The sequence below is a fragment of the Sphingomonas crocodyli genome, assembly GCF_004005865.1.
Classification (GTDB): domain Bacteria; phylum Pseudomonadota; class Alphaproteobacteria; order Sphingomonadales; family Sphingomonadaceae; genus Rhizorhabdus; species Rhizorhabdus crocodyli.
The window spans coordinates 19,099-37,181 of sequence record NZ_SACN01000003.1 but is presented as its reverse complement, the minus strand read 5'-3'; the positions used below and the strand labels follow the sequence as shown (position 1 = coordinate 37,181).

Here is an 18,083-nt window from a genome sequence, read left to right as displayed (position 1 = left end):
TGCTTGAGCGCGCCACTTTCGGCTTCACCCGCGCAAACGCTTACGAACGCGCTGCAGGCTGCATTACAGAACGATCTTGACTGGCTGGGCGCGCAGGAAGGTGCCACGGCCGCCGCAGAATCGGATGAGCAGGCAAAAGCCTTGTTTCGCCCGAAGGCGCGACTTGTCGCCCGGGCAGGATTTACCGACTTCACCGCGCGGGTGACGCTGCCCGCACCTGTCCAGGATATCGATCGCCTTCACATCTCGGGCAGTTCGCTGGCCGGGTCGGTTCAGATCGCGCAACCGCTGATCGATGGAGAAGCGTCCGCTGAAAAGCGCCGGCTTCGCGCTGCCGCCCGATCCGGCGAGGCCGAGCGCGGCGAAGTCCGCCAGAAGATCATTCTAAAGGTGGCCTCAGCCTATTTCGCAGTCTTGTCGGCTCGCGATACGATTGCGGCTGCAGAAGCGCTCAAGCAAGCGGCCGAGCGGGAAGCCCGCGCTGCTCAAGCTCGCTTTGATGCGGGGCGCGCCCGTATCACCGATGTCCGCGAGGCGCAGGCAGAAGCCTATCGGGCAGCAGCACAGCTCGTCAGTGCGCAAATCGAGAATAGCACCAGCACGGCTCGTTTCGAAGCGATGACCGGCTCAAAAGCGGTCAATCTGCAAACGTTTCGAGACGATGCGGCATTATACCCTCCACTGGAGCCGCAGGCTTATTGGCAAGATCTGGCGCAACGAAGCTCTTACAGGATTGCCATCCAGAACTATCAGTTGGATTCCGCCGTTGCCTATGCGGACTCGCTTGGCTGGTTGTCGCGAATGAAGCTCGAGGCATCCGGTACGTACGAGGTTCGAGACGTATCGGGTCGGACTTCCATAGCCTCGATCGACCGATATAGCGGCTATATGGCGGGCGTGCAGCTGACCATGCCGATCTATAGCGGCGGCGCTCTGGAGTCACGCCAGCGTCAGGCTCAGGCTCTTGCTCGCCGCGCTCAACGTCAGCTTGAATCTGTTCGCCAGGATGTGCGGCTCGAAGTCGGTCGCGCTTATACCCAATGGACTGGGAGCGTGCAGCAGGCCGAAGCGCTGCGCCTGTCACTCGATGCCGCGCTACTGCGCGAAAAGGCAGCGCTGACATCGCATGAGCTTGGCATGCGCACGCAGGCCGACGTTCTGGCGGCGATAGCCCAAGTCATCCAGATCCGGTTCGAGCTGCAGACACTGTTCCGTCAATATATGATCAACAGGCTGGCGCTCTACGCGGCCGCCGGGAAGCTCCATGAAGAGCAGCTAACCGAAATCGAAAAATATATGACCGATTGAGCACGCGGCTCGCTGTCGCGCAACCGCGGCTGTGCGTTGCGTTTCTGCAGGCGCCTGAAAGACGATTATTTCGCGAGACCGCGCCGATCCGAATGCGCGACCTTTTGGCCGACAGAGGTGTCGACGACGTCTTGTGTGCGCTGAGCGTCTAGAAAGAGCTCGGCGACTTCCTCTGCCACGAGACGTCCATTGTCGTTCCGATCCGCCTGTCGGAAATAAGGGACCGTCCGCTTCAGGAGCGTTGCATCATCCTTGATCGACGCGAGTTCGGGGGCACCAATCAGGTCCAGCATCTCGGCAGGCCGCGATCGGAGCCATTGGCCAAAAGCCAGGGGCGTGAGTTCGCCGCCTCTAGGAAGCTCGCGAATACGCACGCGGGGCATATCCGTATAGGCACGCGGCTCAGCCTGCGCAGCTGCCGCCTCGGCGGCGGTTATCGCGATGAGCGCACCGACAATTGCGAGATGAATACGCAATTTTAAGCCCCCCAATGCCGATACCGCCAGTTGGCGGATTCAGCGCAAGGAATCGTTAACCATATTTTTGGGGCTATGGCAAGGGGAACAGCCAACGAGACGTCTAATATTCATCATAACGCCTATGTAACATAGTCGCCCACTCTATTTCTTTAAAGAATTATACCGGAATATCCAGAGATATAATCTAAATTTCGTGGATATAATTACCTTCATCACAGATATTTGATCCAACTTTTTATTAGGATATATTCTAATGTCGGACCATTTGGATTTTTAGGCATTTCGTCTCCGTTGCTACAAGTTTATCGACATGCGCCTCGCTTTGGTGGCGCATTGCGAGCAAACTCGTCGCGAAGCGCTCCTCCAGGATGTCTGGCGCAATAAGCGGCAGCGGCGCGCTGCTGTCGGGCAGATCCGTTGTCGGCCAGTTGGTGCACCTGTTCTTTCTGCCTATGCTGCGATGCAAAAGCGCGGTAGCGTCGTGCGGCTAGAGGGGGGGCGGCAATGCGGCATGTTCTGTTCAATATGCCTAGTCAGACGGGTGGGGTTCCGTCAGGCGTCCCGCGCATGGCGTTCAAGCTGATCGAAGGCCTGTTATCGCAGACCGAGTGGTCGTTCACCCTTCGCTCGCCTTGGGCGCGCCATGAGCTACCCTTGCAGTTGCAATCGGATCGCCTCGGCTTGATCACGGTTCCGCGCCCCCGGATCCTGGTAGCCAATATGTTCGTGGAAGCGCTTTCAATGCCAGGCCTGTGTCGAAGCAGGCAGGTCGACCTTCTGGTCAATGTGGATCCGTTCGGGTCCCCCCTGGGGGGGCCACGCCGCGTCACGATCGTGCACGACCTTTATTTTCGTGCCGTTCCCGAGCAGTTTTCGCGGCGCGAGATGCTCACCAATGACCTGATCCTGAAGTCGATGCTGGCATCTTCTGATCGGGTCATTTGTGTATCGGACGCAACCGCCCGGGATGTTCAGCGCTGGTATCCGCGCGCCGGGCAGAAAACCGACGTGATCCACTCGTCTGCGACCCTTGAAGCCGCAGATATGGTATCGACCCAAGGCGGCCCTGTTGATCCCCCGTATATTTTGGTTGTCGGTAACGGCACACCGAACAAGAACCTGCGTGTTGTCGCCAACGCATTTCATCATCTCGCAACGACGTTTCCCCGGCTCAAGATTGTTCACGTCGGGAAGGATGATGCCGAGACGATTGCATCTGGCCTGGGGCAAATTGCCGGCGAACGCTTGGTTCGCCTGCGCGGCGTCGACGACGATAAGCTCGCGCAGATTTACGCTGGAGCTTCGTGTCTTTGTGTGCCTTCGCTTTATGAGGGTTTTTGCCTGCCGATACTCGAAGCCCAGGATTTTGGGTGCCCGGTCGTGAGTTCGAACGTGTCCGCAATGCCGGAGATTGCCGGGGAGGGCGCACTATATTTCGAGCCAGCAGATGCCCCGGCGCTTGCCGGCCACATCGAAAAACTCCTGACCGACGAGGGGCTGCGACAAACATTGATCGAGGCGGGGCGCAAGAACCGTGGTAGATTCTCCTGGCACAAGACGGCAACTCGCTATGCCAGCATCTTCGAGGATCTCATGAACGGCTCATCCCGGGCTTGATGGTCGATAAAAGGGTTGGCGGTGGCGCTTCTTATCAACGCACGATTCAGGCAGGGTCCGCAAACCGGCGTCCAGCGCGTTGCGTCCGAGCTCCTTTCGCGGCTGAGACTGAACGTTAGGGAAATTGCGCCGAGCCGCAGCTGTTCAGGGGCTCCCGGTCACCTTTGGGAGCAGGCGATACTGCCGATCCGGTGCGCCTCCGCTCCCCTGTGGAGCCCGTGCAATACGGGTCCTGTTTTGTCAAAGAACCAGGTTGTCACCTTTCACGACGCCGCAATCTTCGATCATCCCGAATGGTTTTCGACAGCTTTTGTGAAAGTATATCGTGCGATGTGGCCGCGACTTGCGCGCCGCTGTCGACGGGTGGTGACGGTTTCGCAATATTCGCAGGCCAGGCTCGCGCAGGCGCTCGACATCCCGCAAAGGCAGATCGAGGTGGTGCCAAATGGCGTCGCGGAGCGCTTCACCCCACCGGCGGCCGACCTGCTGGAAGGCACAGCGCAAAAGTACGGCGTCGAGCCGGGTAGATATTTCGTCACTCTGTCTACCGTAGAGCCTCGGAAGAACCTCAAGCTGGTGCTTGATGGATGGGCCCGCAGTGTGGGCCGCCGCCCCGCCGGCATGAAATTGCTGTTGCTGGGCGGGGCAGGCGCCAAGCATATTTTCGCCTCGAGCGATACAGGCGCAGAGGACCTTCCGCAGGACGTGTCGCTAAGCGGTTTTGTACCGGACGCTGATCTGCCGGCGCTTTTGGGTGGCGCGTGCGCGCTTCTATATCCGAGCCGCTACGAAGGCTTTGGATTACCGCTAGTCGAAGCGATGGCCTGCGGCACGCCCGCTGTGACGACGCGTTTGACGAGCCTGCCCGAGGTTGGCGGCGACGCTGTACTTTACGTGGATCCTGACGATGCGCAGGCGCTTGCGGACTTTATCGTACAGCTGGCATCCGAACGATCGCTGCGTGATGATTTGAGCCTGGCCGGGCTTGAGCGGGCCAAGGCGTTCTCATGGGATAATGCGGCACGCGCGATGGAGACAATTCTCTCGCGGGACCTGCAATTGTGACGCAGAGCGGCTCCCTTACAACGTTGCCCCAATTCTGCGCCCGCTTAAGAAGCGATCTGGACACGCCGCTGCAGACACAAACGGGGTTCCTTTTTTCAATCTGCCATCCGAAGATGGTGATGCGCCTTCATGTGGCGTCAGAGGATCTGTGACGTTGCGTATAGTTATTAACGGGCGTTTTCTCAGTCAGCAGACCACCGGTGTGCAGCGCATGGCCCGCGAGTTTACCGTGGCGCTCGATCGTCTGCTTGAGGACGGCTATTATCCTGATCTGAGCGTCGAGCTTCTGGTCCAGGCCGGCGTTTGCCTGGCCGCTCTCAATCTCCGCGTCATTCGCGTCACGACTATCGGGCTCGCAAAAGGTCATGTGTGGGAACAGGCCATCTTGCCATGGCATAGAGGGGCGGACTGGCTCCTCAATCTGGGCAATACCGCACCTCTGATCAGCCTCTATCGCGGCGAAGCCGTCGCGGTCGTCGTGCACGACCTTTCGCACCGGCTGTTTCCGTCGGCATATCGCCTCGCCTATCGGCTTGCTCATCGCGTCCTGGGCCATGCGATCATGGCGCGCGCCAAGCTCGTGATTACCGTATCCGAGACCGAGCGCGACACGATCACGAGACTATATCCGCGCGCGAAGAGAAAGATTGCGGTGGCGCAAAATGGGGGAGCTTCGGACGATGCGGTGACGCTGCCGGTCCGCTCGAGCGATCCGGCTGCATCGCCTTACGGCCTGTATGTGGGCTCATTGTCTCGCCGCAAGAATATCGACGTCGTTCTCAAAGTGGCGGTCGATCTCGCCCGCGAACGCAATCTGCAGTTCAAGCTGGTGGGAGCCTTCAGCCCGATCCTGCGTGAAACGACGCTGGATGTGCCGTCGGATGTCGCTGGCAAGATCGAGTTTTGCGGACAGATCGAAAGCAAAACCGAGCTTGCCAGTCTCTATCGCAATGCTTCTTTCCTTCTCTTTCCGTCACTCTACGAAGCGTCCGCTCTACCTCCGATCGAGGCGATGACTTACGAATGCCCGGTGATCGCTTCCAACATTGCCGCTTTGCGCGAACGCTGCGGAAACGCCGCCATCTATTGCGATCCTCATGACGTCGAGCATATCAAGGCAGTCGCTATCAAATTGCTCGACGAGCCAACATTTAGCGGGGAAATGATAGCTCGAGGGCGGGACTGGGCGAAGCGCTTTTCCTGGAGAGGGCAGGTCAGGGATGTAATGACGGAACTGCTCAAGCGCTCGACGGCCAAATGATAGAAATAGTAACTTTCCAACTGCATTGTTTTGCGACGGGCAGGCGAATTCGCCGCGAAGACTTGGACCTGCGGGATTAAAGGGATCGGTCATGAAAGTGTATGTCATCGTCGCGACGGTCGGCCGCGCGGAACTTACGTACAAGACCGTGGACAGGCTTGCCGACCAGACGCGCCAGCCTGACGGCGTCATCGTCGTATCCGTAACGCCGCAGGATGTGGCGGGGGTCGAGCGGGCACGTTCAAATCCGCAAATCGTCTTCGCCGAGCGAGGCCTGTGCAATCAGCGCAACAAGGGCCTCGACATGATCGATGGTGTCGCAGACATCGTCATATTCTTCGACGACGACTTCATGCCGGCTGCGACCTATCTCGAGGAGATCGAAAGGCTTTTCATCGCAAAACCTGACGTCGTGGGCATCACCGGCCGGGTGATAGCCGATGGCATCCACGGCCAGGGATATAGCTTCGAAGAAGGCGCCACGATTCTCGAGAAGGATACGCCTTCTACGGCAGACGAACGCCCGATATCGGCACTCTACGGCTGTAACATGTCGATACGTATGTCGGCGGTACAGGGGCTACGATTTGACCCGGCCCTGCCGCTGTACGGATGGCAGGAGGATATCGACTTCACCTATCAGGTCGGCCGTCGCGGACGTAATGTGAAAGCCTTTCGACCGGCGGGCGTACACCTTGGGTCGAAAGGAGGTCGCACGTCGGGCTTGCGGCTTGGATATTCGCAAATCGCCAATCCCCTCTACATGTTGCGAAAGAAGTCGATCCCCGTGAAGCAGGCGATAAAGCTGCTTTACCAGCCGTTTCTGGCCAACCTGCTCAAGAGCATCAGACCTGAGCACCATGTTGATCGCCGTGGACGTCTCAGAGGCAATTTGGTCGCGATCGTGGACGTCGTGCTGGGTCGGATCGATCCGCGCAAAATCGAGCGCATGTAGAGCCGGCTCTGGCGCCGCCAGAGCGAGGTCAACTTTCCCCCCATTCTCGCGATAGCCAACATCACCGGCCGATCGCGCTCAGCTTCTGTGGGTCTTCCACCCGCAGCGGAAAGACGATCGCAGATCAACGACCATAGGGCGACGATTTCTTAAAGGTTGCCAGCTTATCAGGATGGATCGATCCTTGGGAGCTGGGCATGCTTCGGCAGCTTGTCACTGCGAAATTTCTCAAGCTTAGCCTGGCGGCCACCTGCCCGGTCGCGGGGACTGTTGCCCTGAGCCTTGCCCTCCCGCCGGTTCGCGCTGCGGTCCATCGCGCGACGAGTCCCAGGCAATATGCCAAGCCCAAAACGCGCGAGCGTGTCGCTGCTCCATCCGTAATGCCCCGTCCCCAGTCGTGCCAGGCGCTTGAACCTTTCAGCCTTGCGGAACTGCCCGTAATACTCCCGTCCCTCACCCAGACTGTTCTTCCCGACCAGTCTCCTGAAGACACTATTGCCAGCCTTACGTCAGTGAGCGGCGCGCCTTTTGGTCCTGGCTCTGGAAGCAGAGCAGCCCAACCCGCGCGGCGGACTGCGAGCCGAAACGCACTGACCGATGATCTCCAACGTACTGACACGCAGGTGGATAGCTTCGTCGCCAGTGTGGAGACCAATATAGTTGTCTCGGCGGCGCCAGAACCTGGAACATGGGTCCAACTTCTAACAGGGTTCGGCATCATCGGCTTCGCCATGCGAAGGATGCGTCGATCATATGAGCGCGACATCCAACCTGTTTAACTTGGGACAATCAACCCATTTTGAAGTGCAAGCAGTGGTCGGGGTAGTCGACCTGGCATTGCCTAGGTCCTAAGCAGCCCTGGTCGCTAAAAATCCCCGACCGGCGGCAGCTCTCAACGCCCTGCATCTGCACGACTATCGTCAAAGCTGAGGCCCGGTCTGCGGATACGCCAATTGTCCCATAATGAGCAGCCATCTAGCGAGATGCCGAGGCGTGTGATCGCGAATTTCACACCTCTATCTCCTGGCCACAACTTGGCATCCCACGTGGCAATAAAATACTGATACAGCTCATGTTTTAAGCCAATCTGTGGGCCCCAGTTGCGACCCCGCTATCGAGCCTCAACCACCCCGCAGCGCTAAATCGAATACGATTGCACAGGCCCGAAAACTCTCTTGATTAACGATTTGTAATACTACTAAGTAGAGTCAGAATCGGCTCAAATAAGGCCGGATGGGGTCGCACGCGTTTAATGAACAGGCCGCGTAACGTTACGTTACTTGCGGATAGGGGGCGTTTGTGCGTAATTTCAGACTTTCTCGCAATGGAAGCAATGCCTTCCTGGCTCTGATAATGTCGAGCGTAAGCTCGACGAGTTTGGCCCAGCAGGCGCCAACGCCCGCGCTTCCCAATTCAGGCTTGCCGACGCGCGAGGAGGTGACGCCGCCGCCGGCGCCCTCCGCACCGGACAAGCCACGGCTCAAAGTTGAAGGTGATATCGAGCGATCGGCCTGCGCGCTGTCCGATCCCGCCTACAAAGACGTCCGCATTACGCTTTCGGGGGCAACCTTCAATAATCTGGGTCCAGTTTCGCCAGCCGAACTCGCGCCAGTCTATCAGGCCTATCTCGGCAAAGACGTGTCAGCGAGTGCCATCTGCGAAATCCGCGATGCCGCTGCGACCAAACTGCGACAGATGGGCTACCTCGCGGCTGTTCAGGTACCGACGCAGAAGATCGAAGACGGCGTGGTGCGCTTCGAAGTGCTTTATGCCCGGGTTGTGGCGGTCCGTGTGCGCGGTGACGCTGGCAAGGCAGAGACACTGATCGCCAGTTATCTGGGCAAGCTGACCCGTGATCCTGTGTTCAACCGAAACAGCGCCGAGCGCTATTTGCTCCTGGCGCGCGATCTGCCGGGCTATGATGTGCGGCTTGCCCTCAAGCCGACCGGTGCCGCGCCCGGCGAACTCATCGGCGACATCACCGTTGTGCGGCGGCCTGCCGATATCGATGCCAACATTCAGAATTATGCGTCGCGGGCGACCGGCCGGTTCGGCGGTCAGATACGTGGCCAGTTCTACGGCCTGACCGGCCTCGGGGACCGTACCTCGGTCGCATTATACTCGACCGCGGACTTCAAGGAGCAGCAGATCCTGCAGCTCGGGCACGATATGCGTGTGGGCGGGGAGGGGCTGACCCTGTCCGGCCGCTTCACCTATGCATGGACCAAGCCCGAAATCGCCGCCACGACAGGCGTCGTCAAGGCACGCACTTTGTTCGGCACAGCCGAAGCGAGCTACCCCTTCTTGCGCAGCCAGCGCGCTAACCTCACCTTCGCCGGTGGTCTCGATATCGTCAACCAGACGGTACGGTTCGGTGGCACGCCGATCAGCCGCGACAGGCTTCGTGTCGCCTATCTGCGCGTGGATGGCGATGTTGTTGACCTGAACCGCGCAGCTGCGCCTGCCTGGCGCCTGGCTTATACGGCTGAGTTGCGGCAGGGCCTCGACATCTTCTCCGCGCGCGAAGGCTTTTCCGGTGGAGTGGGTTCGAGCCGCAGTGATGGCGACGCGGAAAGCACCTCGCTTCGTCTGAGCGGTCTGGCCGAATGGACACCGGGGTCGAACGTCACAATCTCGCTCGCCCCGCGCGCGCAATATGCCTTCGATCCGCTGATGAGCTTCGAGGAGTTTTCCGCGGGCACCTACACGATCGGTCGCGGCTATGATCCGGGCACGTTGATTGGCGATCATGGCATTGGCGGGACGCTGGAGGTGCGTGTCAATCGTCTCCGGCCGTTCACGCAATTGGACGCGACATTCCAGCCGTTCGTTTTTGTCGACTCAGCTTGGATCTGGAACAAGAATGCAGGGATTGGCGCGCAACGGTTGACCTCGGTTGGCGGCGGCGTGCGCGCCAGCCTTTCGGGCCACATGCGCCTCGACGCAACGCTCGCGGTGCCAACGAAGCGCGCCGGCCTTCAGCCTGATCGCGGGGATGTTCGCTTCCTCGTCTCGCTTACGACCAAACTTTTTCCGTGGAAGGCACGCTGATGTCCGCTTATCGGCACGACAGGGTTTCGCACGGTGCTGCCCTTCTTATCCGCCTGGCGCGCTCGACCGCGCTTGCCTCGGCCTGGCTGGCCGCTCCGTTGCTCGCGCAATCGGCAACCCCATCGTTTAACGCAACCAGCGCGACCGTTGCCTCGGGCGCGGTGACGATGGATCGCGGCGTTACAACGCCCGGAACCGACGTCTATACCGTCGGATCCTCGACCGCGGTCATCGATTTTGTGCCGACTGACCAGGCCATCAACCCTGGCGCGGTGATCGACTTTCAGGGCGCTAATACGACCGCAATCTATCAGAGCACCCCGGGCGGTCCTAACTTCACCGTGCTCAACCGGATTGTGCCCACCGATGTCAGCCGTCCGGTGGCATTCAATGGCGACGTGGCCAGCCGCCTCGTCAACGCCTCGAATGTCGCGACCACGGGCGGATCTGTCTGGTTCTACAGCCCGGGCGGCATCGTGATCGCCGACGGGGCGACCTTTGACGTCGGCAATCTGCTGCTGACGACCGCCGATCCGACGGGGGGCTCGGGAACGATCAGTTCGACGAACAGCTTCGATCTGGCGAGCACCCCCAATGGTGGCGGTATCGTCAATATTTTGTCGGGCGCCACGATCAACGCGACGCAGAACAATAGTTATATCGCGGTCGTCGCGCCGATCGTCTTTCAACGCGGCACAATCAACGTCAACGGTTCGGCGGCATTTGTCGCAGCCGAGACCGCGCGGGTCACTTTCAATCAGGGCCTGTTCGACATCGATGTGATGGTGGGTTCGAGTGCGGCCAACGGTTTCCCGCTTCAGTTGCGCGGATCGATCACGGGCCCCGCTGGCACCTCAGCTTCGCCCAATCATGGCATTTACGCGGTCGCGGTCCCAAAAAACGACGCGGTGACGATGATCATCGCGCCCGATGGCAATTTCGGGTTCACGCCAGCCAACAGCATCTCGGTCGCGAGCGACGGTATCTATCTCCAGGCAGGGGCCGATCTGAGCATTGCGGCCGGTGCCGATATTGCTGATCGCATCCAGCAAATGCCCGGGCAGTCCGTCAACGCCAGCCTGTCGATAGATCGCGGTGTCTTCACCTCGTCGGTTGCCGCACGCGCTGGAAATACGCTTTCGCTTCAGCCTGCCAATGGCATGTCGATCGATTTCCAGTCGAGTGCCGCTTTCGCCACCACGACAGCCGCGCTCGGCAACTTGGATGAGGTCGAAGTGGGCGGAGACCTGTCCGTCCGGGTGCGCAACGACCTGACGCTGACCCAGGAAATCGGGGCGCCGGGCAACGTGTCGATCAGCACAGAAGGTACGCTGCGCTATGCGAGCATCGCAAGCGGCCGATCGATCGACCTGTTCGCTCGTAATAATATTATCGGTGGCGCGATTACCGCGGGACTGGATCCGCAAGCTGATGAAGCCCGGATCGACGTCTTCGTCGGAACCGGATCGATCTCGACCGGCGCGATACGGGGTCAGAACATTGACCTGGGTTTCGATGAGGACGGGACGGGCAGCATCTCCACCGGCCTGATCACGACCGAAACGCTCGAAGTATTCGGACAAGGCGATGTGACGATCGGGGGCGTCGCAGGTTCAGACCTTTACCCCAACATCAGCAGTTCTGATGGTTTCCTTATCGCGATCGAGTCCGCCAGCGGACGCGTTCAGACCGGTCAGATTACCGCCGCTGGCTTTGTGGGATTGAGCGCGGGAACGAGCATCTCGACCGGCAATATCACAACGACATCCGGCGTCCTGGCGCTTGCATCGCAGGATGTGGGCATGATGTCGGTCACGACCGGCTCGGGTGAAAGCCTTTTCATCTCGAACCGCAGTATCACGAGCAGCAACGCGTCGTTCTCGGAGCTCGAGGGCATCAACGATGTCGACAACGACTTCGATCGCACCATCTTGCGTAGCGCCGCCCCGGTCCGTCTCCAGGGATCGGTGACGCTTTCCGGACCGGTCAGCACGGGCTATCTTCAAGCCGCGGCGAGCGGCGCGATCACAACAGCCTCGCTTGATGTGAGCACGCTGCTTTCGCTGAATGCGGGGTCGTTCCTGACCCTCGGCAGTGTCACGACACCTGCCGATGTCAGCTTGAGTGCGGACGCCGGTATAACGGCCGGCGCGATCTCAAGCAATTCGCTCGCAATACGCTCCGGCGCTGGCGAGATCAGAACCGAAAGCCTGACGGCGCGGCGTGGCCTGACGCTGAACGGCGCCACTGGCGTTACCGCCGGCAATTTGACGGCGATGAACAGCATCAGTGTCAACGGCAATAACGGCGGAATAGCCCTGGGCAATGTGGAGTCGACCGGCGGACGCGTTGTGCTCGGCGCGGCCCAGTCGGTGCTCGCGGGCAATGTTCGTGCCGCAGGGTCCATCGCGATCACGTCCAACGGCGCGGTGACCGCCGGCGACCTCACGGCAGGAACGGGTCCGCTCGTCGGAGAAGGCAATGGTGGACTTGGGAGCGGCGCACAATCATCGGCGCCGGCCGGCATTGCGCCAGGCTTCAACGCCTTTACGCTGACGCGTTGCGATGACTGCGCCAGTGGCGCGACGCCGCTGTCATTCACCGCCAACTTCTTCGGCACCAACTTTACCAATACGTTCGTCAGCTCGAACGGCTATCTGACCTTCAACAGCGGTCAGAGCAGCTACACGCCGACCGGACTCGGCGCGAATTATAGCGGTCAGCCGATCATCGCTGCCTTCTTCGCCGACGTGGACGTCCGCGGCGTGGGATCGGCGCCGGTCACTTATGGCACGGGCACCTATGTCGGCCGCAACGCCTTCGGCGCCACCTGGAACGGTGTCGGCTATTTTAGCAGTCGGACCGACAAGCTGAACAATTTCCAGATCATCTTGTCTGATCGGGCTGATACTGGTGCAGGCAATTTCGACATCTATCTCAACTACACGAATGTTCAGTGGGAGACCGGCAACGTCAATGGCGGCGTAAACGGCCTGGGTGGAAACTCGGCCGCCGTTGGTTTCAACGCTGGCACCGGCAACCAGGCCGGCACCTTCTTCGAACTGCCCGGATCGCGCGTTCCCGGCAGCTTCATCAATGGGGGAACATCGCCGCTTGCCCAGTACAGCGCCAATGGCGTTCAGGGGCAGGTCCTGTTCAATGTTCGCAACGGTATGGTCGTTACCAGCGACGCCGGACCAGCGACGGTCACCATCAACAACAGTGGTGCTACGGGAGCGGCCCGCAACGTCGCAGTCGGCAACATTACCGGTGAAGCCGTCTCGATCGACAGCGCGGGCAGCGTAGCGACCGGCAATATCACGATCGCCGGCGCGAACGGGGCCAGCGTACCGACACCCTCGGCGACCATGCCGTCGGCCGGGATCATCGATATTTCGGCGGCCGCTGGTGACATTGCCGTTGGCGGCATGAGCAATACCGGCATTATCAGCCTCGACGCCGCCGGCAATATCACGATCAATGGCGCATCAAGCGGCGGTGCAATCAGTTTTGCCAGCAATGATATCACGATCGGCGCCAATGCCAGCGTGACCGGGCAGACGATCAATCTCCTCTCGCGCTCGACGACCGGCCCCGCAATGCTGGGCGGGACGGGTGGCAACAATGCTTATGTGCTCGACGCCGCGGAGATAAGCCGCCTGCGGGCAGGTTCGATCGCATTCAGTCAGCCGGAAAGCGAAGGCCGCGTGCCCGGCGGCGATGCACAGGTCATCGTGCGGGATCTGACTTTGATTGGGTCCGCTGGCGCGACACCCAATCTGATCGGGGCGGAGGGCTCCTTCACCATCAGCTCGCCGGGCAGCATCCGCGTGATCGGCAATGTCCGCCTGAACGACGCCGGGGCGGACAACCTGCTGTCGTTCGCCGCTGGCGACTCTTTTGATCTTGTCACCGATGCTGGTTCGGTTGGTGTGTTTGGGACAGGCAATGCCCTGGGCGGCCGCCTCTCCATCTTTGCATCCGACATGACAGTTGCAGATCAGGCGCTTTTCGATCTCGCGGCGCGGACCGATTTCGACGACGTCACCGCGCCGGAAGTCATCGCAGCCATCGGAAGGCCCGCCGCGCGGACCCGGCCGGAGGGTTATTTGCAAGCAGGAAATCTCGATCTGGTCGCGAGAGACTTCATTGCAATCCAGAACAGCGGCACAGCGCAGCTTGCCGGTGGCTTCAGCGCCAATAACCTCACGATCACGAGTTTGGCAGGCGGTCGAGAGCAGACGATCGATAATAGTCTGAATGTCGTCATCTACGGGCGCGTTACCGGTCCGACCGGCGATTTCCTGACGAACCAGGCGACGCGCGACGCAATTACGTTTGTCACCGGAGAATCGAGTGGCGACCTGACTGGCTTCTCCGCGCCGTCGGTGGTTAACGGATGCGTGATTGGCGGAGGCGCCTGCAGCACCTCGAACGATACGGCGACCCCGGCTACGATCGTGGCGAGCATCCGCGATCTCGTCGACGGCCCGTTGTCCGGCCAGCAGGGCGATCAGGCCTTCAGCGTCCCATCGGTGCAGATCGAGACGGGCGTTGACCTGAGTGCGCTGACGACGAGCTCGATCATCACCGAACCCGTAGCCAGCGCGGGCAATGCTAGCCTTTGGCAGAGTGCTACGCTCTCTGATGGCAGTTCTGGCCTGATCCAGTCGGGCCGACGGGGCCTGGACAATGCGCCGCAACGAAAGAAGCTCAGGGAGAAGCGCCGATGATCCGTCAGTCTCTAACGGTCGCGGGCGCGGCTTTGCTGCTGGGGTGCCTGTCGGGCAGTCTGGTCGCGCAGGCACCCGCCAGCGTCGCTGTACGCGACAGCTTCCGGATCGGCGACGCCGGGGTCTTGTGCACCGCACAGATTCAGCCGCTTGATAAAAATGTTAAGGGCATATTCGATCGTGGCTATGGCGTGGTGTGCCGCGACGCCGCCTCGACAGTCGGCCACCTCTACGCGCTGCGCGCCAACGTCGGTTCTGTGGCGGCGGTCATTGCGAGTCAGGCGGACGCCATGACATGCGAAGCTCCAGTTGCCACGACGTTGGGGAACGTTTCGTCCGTATCGGAAAGCGTCTGCACTTCCCAAGAAAAGGGCCTGAAGTATAAGAGCTATTCGGTTGTACGCGGCAAAACCACTTATGTCGCCGTGGGGCTTGCGGGGTATGACGCCGCTCTCAGGCTCGGCCTGCAGACGCTCGTTGCCGATCGCCCGGTTGCCGGGAATATTGAGGTGGCCACGACGGCCGCTGGTGACCCGGCGGCCTTCGCGCGCGTACAAGCAGGCACGCTCGATGCCGATGCCGCGCTGTCACAGGCCTATTTGCGCAACAATGAAGGCAGCTTTGCCGAGGCGTCGGAGTTTTTCGAGACGCTGACCGAGCGCGATGCATCTGGCAGCGGCGAGCGCTCGGCAGAGTATCTCGCGAACGTCGCTATGCAGCAATCGAATCTCGGCAACTTCTCTGCAGCCGACAAGCTGTTTGGCCAGGCCGACAACCGACTGTCGGCAGGCGATGCGCTGACAAGCCGGCTGCTGCGCAATTACCGGTCCATGCACGTCCTCAATCAGCGTAAACCTGATGAGGCGATTGCGTTGCTCGATCGGGCAATGCCTCCGGTGGAGCGCGGTGCGGATGCCGATCTTGCCGGCGGTACCATCAGCCCGACTCTCGCCAATCAGATCAATCGGCAAAATGCCTCGCTCGAGGTCCTTGGTGGCGTCGACACCCGGCTGCGACCTTATGAGCGGGCAGCGATCCTTGACGGGCAGGCCGAGCAGTTGCGGGGTGTCGCATTGCGCATGAAAGGCGATTATGACGCCGCGCTGGGGGCGCTTGCCAAGTCGAACACGGCATTGGGATCGGTGCGCAATGGCCAGGTGGCTTCGACCGCATTTATCCGGTCGGAAACGATGGGCGAGATGGCGCTGATCAGTGAAGCCCGGGGCGATATGCCCCATGCCGAGCAGCAGTTCCGTGAAGCCCAACAGCTCTTAGAGATCGACTATCCCAAGTCGATCGCTGCACTTGCCGCCAAAGCGCGTCATGCCGCTTTCCTGGCGCGTCAGGGCAAGGCAGATGAATCCCTCGAATTGTACGGCGCGGTTGTCACCGACAGCCAGGGAATGGCGGGATCATCGACCGCTATCGGATCGATGCTCGGGCCATATTTCGCGCTGCTCGCACCGCGCGTTGAAGCAGACCCCAAGGCAGCCAGCGCGATGTTTGCGGCATCGCAGGTCATGGTCCGGCCAGGTGTCGCCCAAACGCAGGCGGTGTTCGCGCGCGAGCTGTCGGGCGGGGACGACGAGGCATCGTCGCTGTTTCGGCAATCGGTCACTCTGTCGCGCGACGTTGCACGAACCAGTGGCGAGGTCTCGCGACTGGTTGCTGCCAAAACGGGTGACGCGGAAAGTCCTGAGCTCGTCGCGGCGCGTCAGCGTCTGACTGCTCTTGAGCAGGATCAGACCGCGTTGCAGTCACGGCTTGCCGACTATCCTCGCTACCGTGTTCTTTCTCCGCAGCTTCTCGAGGTCGCAGAGCTGCAAAGGATGCTGAAGCCCACTGAAGCTTATTATCAGATGCGAGTGGTCGACCGCGATATTTATGCGCTGGTCGTAACCCCGACTTCGGTCCGCGCGGCCAAGGCTGATATCGATTTCCGCACGCTCGAGTTTGATGTGCGCACGCTGCGCGACACGATTGTGCGCATGGAGAATGGCGAACCCGCCACTTATCCATTCAATCTGAAGCTTGCTCGAAAGCTCTATTTGGCTCTGTTCGCGCCGTTCGATGACATTCTGGCGGGTACCACCGGCCTTGTTTATGAGCCCGACGGCCCGATGCTCGAACTGCCGGCCAATTTGCTGCCGATGCGGCAGGCTGACGTCGACGCTTATTATACTAGGATCAAGAATCCCAAGGCCGACGACTATGATTTCCGGGGCGTGCAGTGGCTCGGCAAGGATCGCGACGTCACGACGGCCGTATCTGCGCGCTCGTTCGCAGACATCAGGTCCATTCCCCCTTCGCGTGCCAAGCAGGCTTATCTCGGCCTGGGGCATAATGCGATCCCGTCGCGCGATGTGGCGCTGTTCCGTCGTCCGGCTCCAGGTGACACTGCGGATTGTGAGTGGCCGATCGACAATTGGGGCAATCCGATCTCAGAAGCAGAGCTGGGCATCGCGCAGCGCGCCTTCAGCCGCGAGGGAGCTCAGCTGATCACCGGTGCCGCTTTCAGCGATACCGCTCTGCGCGAGCGTACCGATCTCAACGACTTTCGCATCCTCCACTTCGCTACGCACGGTCTCGTAACTGCCCCGAGCGCGCAATGTCCTGCGCGACCTGCGCTGCTCACGTCGTTTGGCGCGCAGGGATCAGATGGCTTGCTGTCGTTCCGAGAGATTTATGACCTGAAGCTTGATGCGGATCTCGTGATCTTGTCGGCCTGTGACACGGCCGGCATGGCAACGGTTGAAGCCACGCGGGATGCCGGCATCGCGACCGGCGGTAACTTTGCGCTCGACGGTCTGGTTCGTGCGTTCGTGGGAGCGGGGGCCCGCTCGATCATCGCGAGCCACTGGCCGATCCCCGACGACTATAATGCTACCAAGCGGCTGATGACGTCACTGTTCGATGCACCGTCCGGCACGCCGGTGGGCACGGCGTTGCGCAATGGCCAGCGTCTGCTTATGGACAGTGCAGAGACGTCGCACCCGTTCTATTGGTCGGCTTTTGCGATCGTCGGTGACAGCACCCAGCCGCTGCTCCCAGCCGGCGACCAGCAGACAGCGATGCTTGCCCCCCATCGCGACCAGTAAGGTCATTGCGCAGTCGCGCGGGCTGACCCAAGAGCTTAGCCCCCGCGACTGCGGCCTATCCTTGAGCAAGGTGATCGCGGACAGTTTCAGTCGCGGCTGTTTCAGCCATTCCGGTCGTCGCGTCAAAAAAGCAACGCAGTCACAGGCCCTTTAGGACGTAAGCGATGTGGTGGCGCCACCTTGCCCGTGCCGGGCGCTGTGGCTGAAGTGTGGGGATGGGACGATACCTGCCTTACGACCGCATTGGACACCCGCATTGGAGTGCCTCTGAAGCGTGTTGGGCGCGTCGAGGTCCTTGGCCGACTTGCAGCCCGACGCCGCGTCTGGACGCTTAGCAGAAGCTGGAGTTGGTCGCCGAGATGGAGCGCTGCGACAACGTCGCAGCTTTTGCTCGTGAGCGGGAGATTAGCACGACGCTTCCCTCTGCGCCTCTGCTGCGCGTGAACCGATCAGCTGGCCGACGCCGATAGCGTTCAGCAAATCGAGGGCTTCACCCTCGATCCTGATCCCTTTTCG

10 protein-coding genes are annotated in these 18,083 nt (G+C 60.5%); 9 read left to right on the top strand and 1 reads right to left on the bottom strand.

The genetic code is table 11. The annotated features are described in order from the left end of the window. Window positions 1–3 precede the first annotated feature (3 nt). Window positions 4–1,308 (top strand): TolC family protein, encoded by a 1,305-nt coding sequence (locus tag EOD43_RS17755; protein WP_164857310.1) that lies wholly within the window; start codon window positions 4–6, stop codon window positions 1,306–1,308. A 65-nt stretch (window positions 1,309–1,373) separates the two neighbouring features. Here EOD43_RS17755 and EOD43_RS17750 read toward each other — a convergent pair whose 3' ends face one another. Continuing rightward, window positions 1,374–1,784, bottom strand: coding sequence for a hypothetical protein (locus EOD43_RS17750; protein WP_127745397.1), 411 nt, complete (start codon window positions 1,782–1,784; stop codon window positions 1,374–1,376). 570 nt (window positions 1,785–2,354) lie between these two features. On the opposite strand from EOD43_RS17750, the gene EOD43_RS17745 reads away from it, so the two are divergent. The 8 genes from EOD43_RS17745 to EOD43_RS17715 all read left to right on the top strand — a co-directional run bounded on the left by EOD43_RS17745 (window position 2,355) and on the right by EOD43_RS17715 (window position 17,567). Next, complete coding sequence (locus EOD43_RS17745) at window positions 2,355–3,404, top strand: glycosyltransferase family 4 protein (RefSeq protein ID WP_206363589.1); 1,050 nt, start codon at window positions 2,355–2,357, stop codon at window positions 3,402–3,404. A gap of 237 nt (window positions 3,405–3,641) precedes the next feature. Next, window positions 3,642–4,469, top strand: a complete 828-nt coding sequence (locus EOD43_RS17740) for a glycosyltransferase family 4 protein (protein WP_127745395.1) — start codon at window positions 3,642–3,644, stop codon at window positions 4,467–4,469. Between the two features lie 154 nt (window positions 4,470–4,623). Then, window positions 4,624–5,730, top strand: coding sequence for a glycosyltransferase family 4 protein (locus EOD43_RS17735; protein WP_164857309.1), 1,107 nt, complete (start codon window positions 4,624–4,626; stop codon window positions 5,728–5,730). Between the two features lie 91 nt (window positions 5,731–5,821). Beyond that, the gene (locus tag EOD43_RS17730) at window positions 5,822–6,685 is read left to right on the top strand and encodes a glycosyltransferase family 2 protein (protein ID WP_127745393.1); all 864 of its coding nucleotides are present in this window, start codon (window positions 5,822–5,824) and stop codon (window positions 6,683–6,685) included. A gap of 197 nt (window positions 6,686–6,882) precedes the next feature. Further along, window positions 6,883–7,464, top strand: a complete 582-nt coding sequence (locus EOD43_RS24240) for a PEPxxWA-CTERM sorting domain-containing protein (protein ID WP_420822461.1) — start codon at window positions 6,883–6,885, stop codon at window positions 7,462–7,464. A gap of 598 nt (window positions 7,465–8,062) precedes the next feature. Then, entirely contained in the window at window positions 8,063–9,736 is a 1,674-nt protein-coding gene (locus tag EOD43_RS17725; protein ID WP_240653325.1) for a ShlB/FhaC/HecB family hemolysin secretion/activation protein, read from the top strand. Beyond that, a complete protein-coding gene (locus tag EOD43_RS23915) occupies window positions 9,736–14,469 on the top strand; it encodes a beta strand repeat-containing protein (RefSeq protein WP_206363588.1) in 4,734 nt (1,577 codons plus the stop codon). The genes EOD43_RS17725 and EOD43_RS23915 overlap by 1 nt, the downstream gene beginning before the upstream one ends. After that, a complete protein-coding gene (locus EOD43_RS17715; RefSeq protein ID WP_127745391.1) occupies window positions 14,466–17,567 on the top strand; it encodes a CHAT domain-containing protein in 3,102 nt (1,033 codons plus the stop codon). The genes EOD43_RS23915 and EOD43_RS17715 overlap by 4 nt, the downstream gene beginning before the upstream one ends. Window positions 17,568–18,083: the final 516 nt, after the last annotated feature.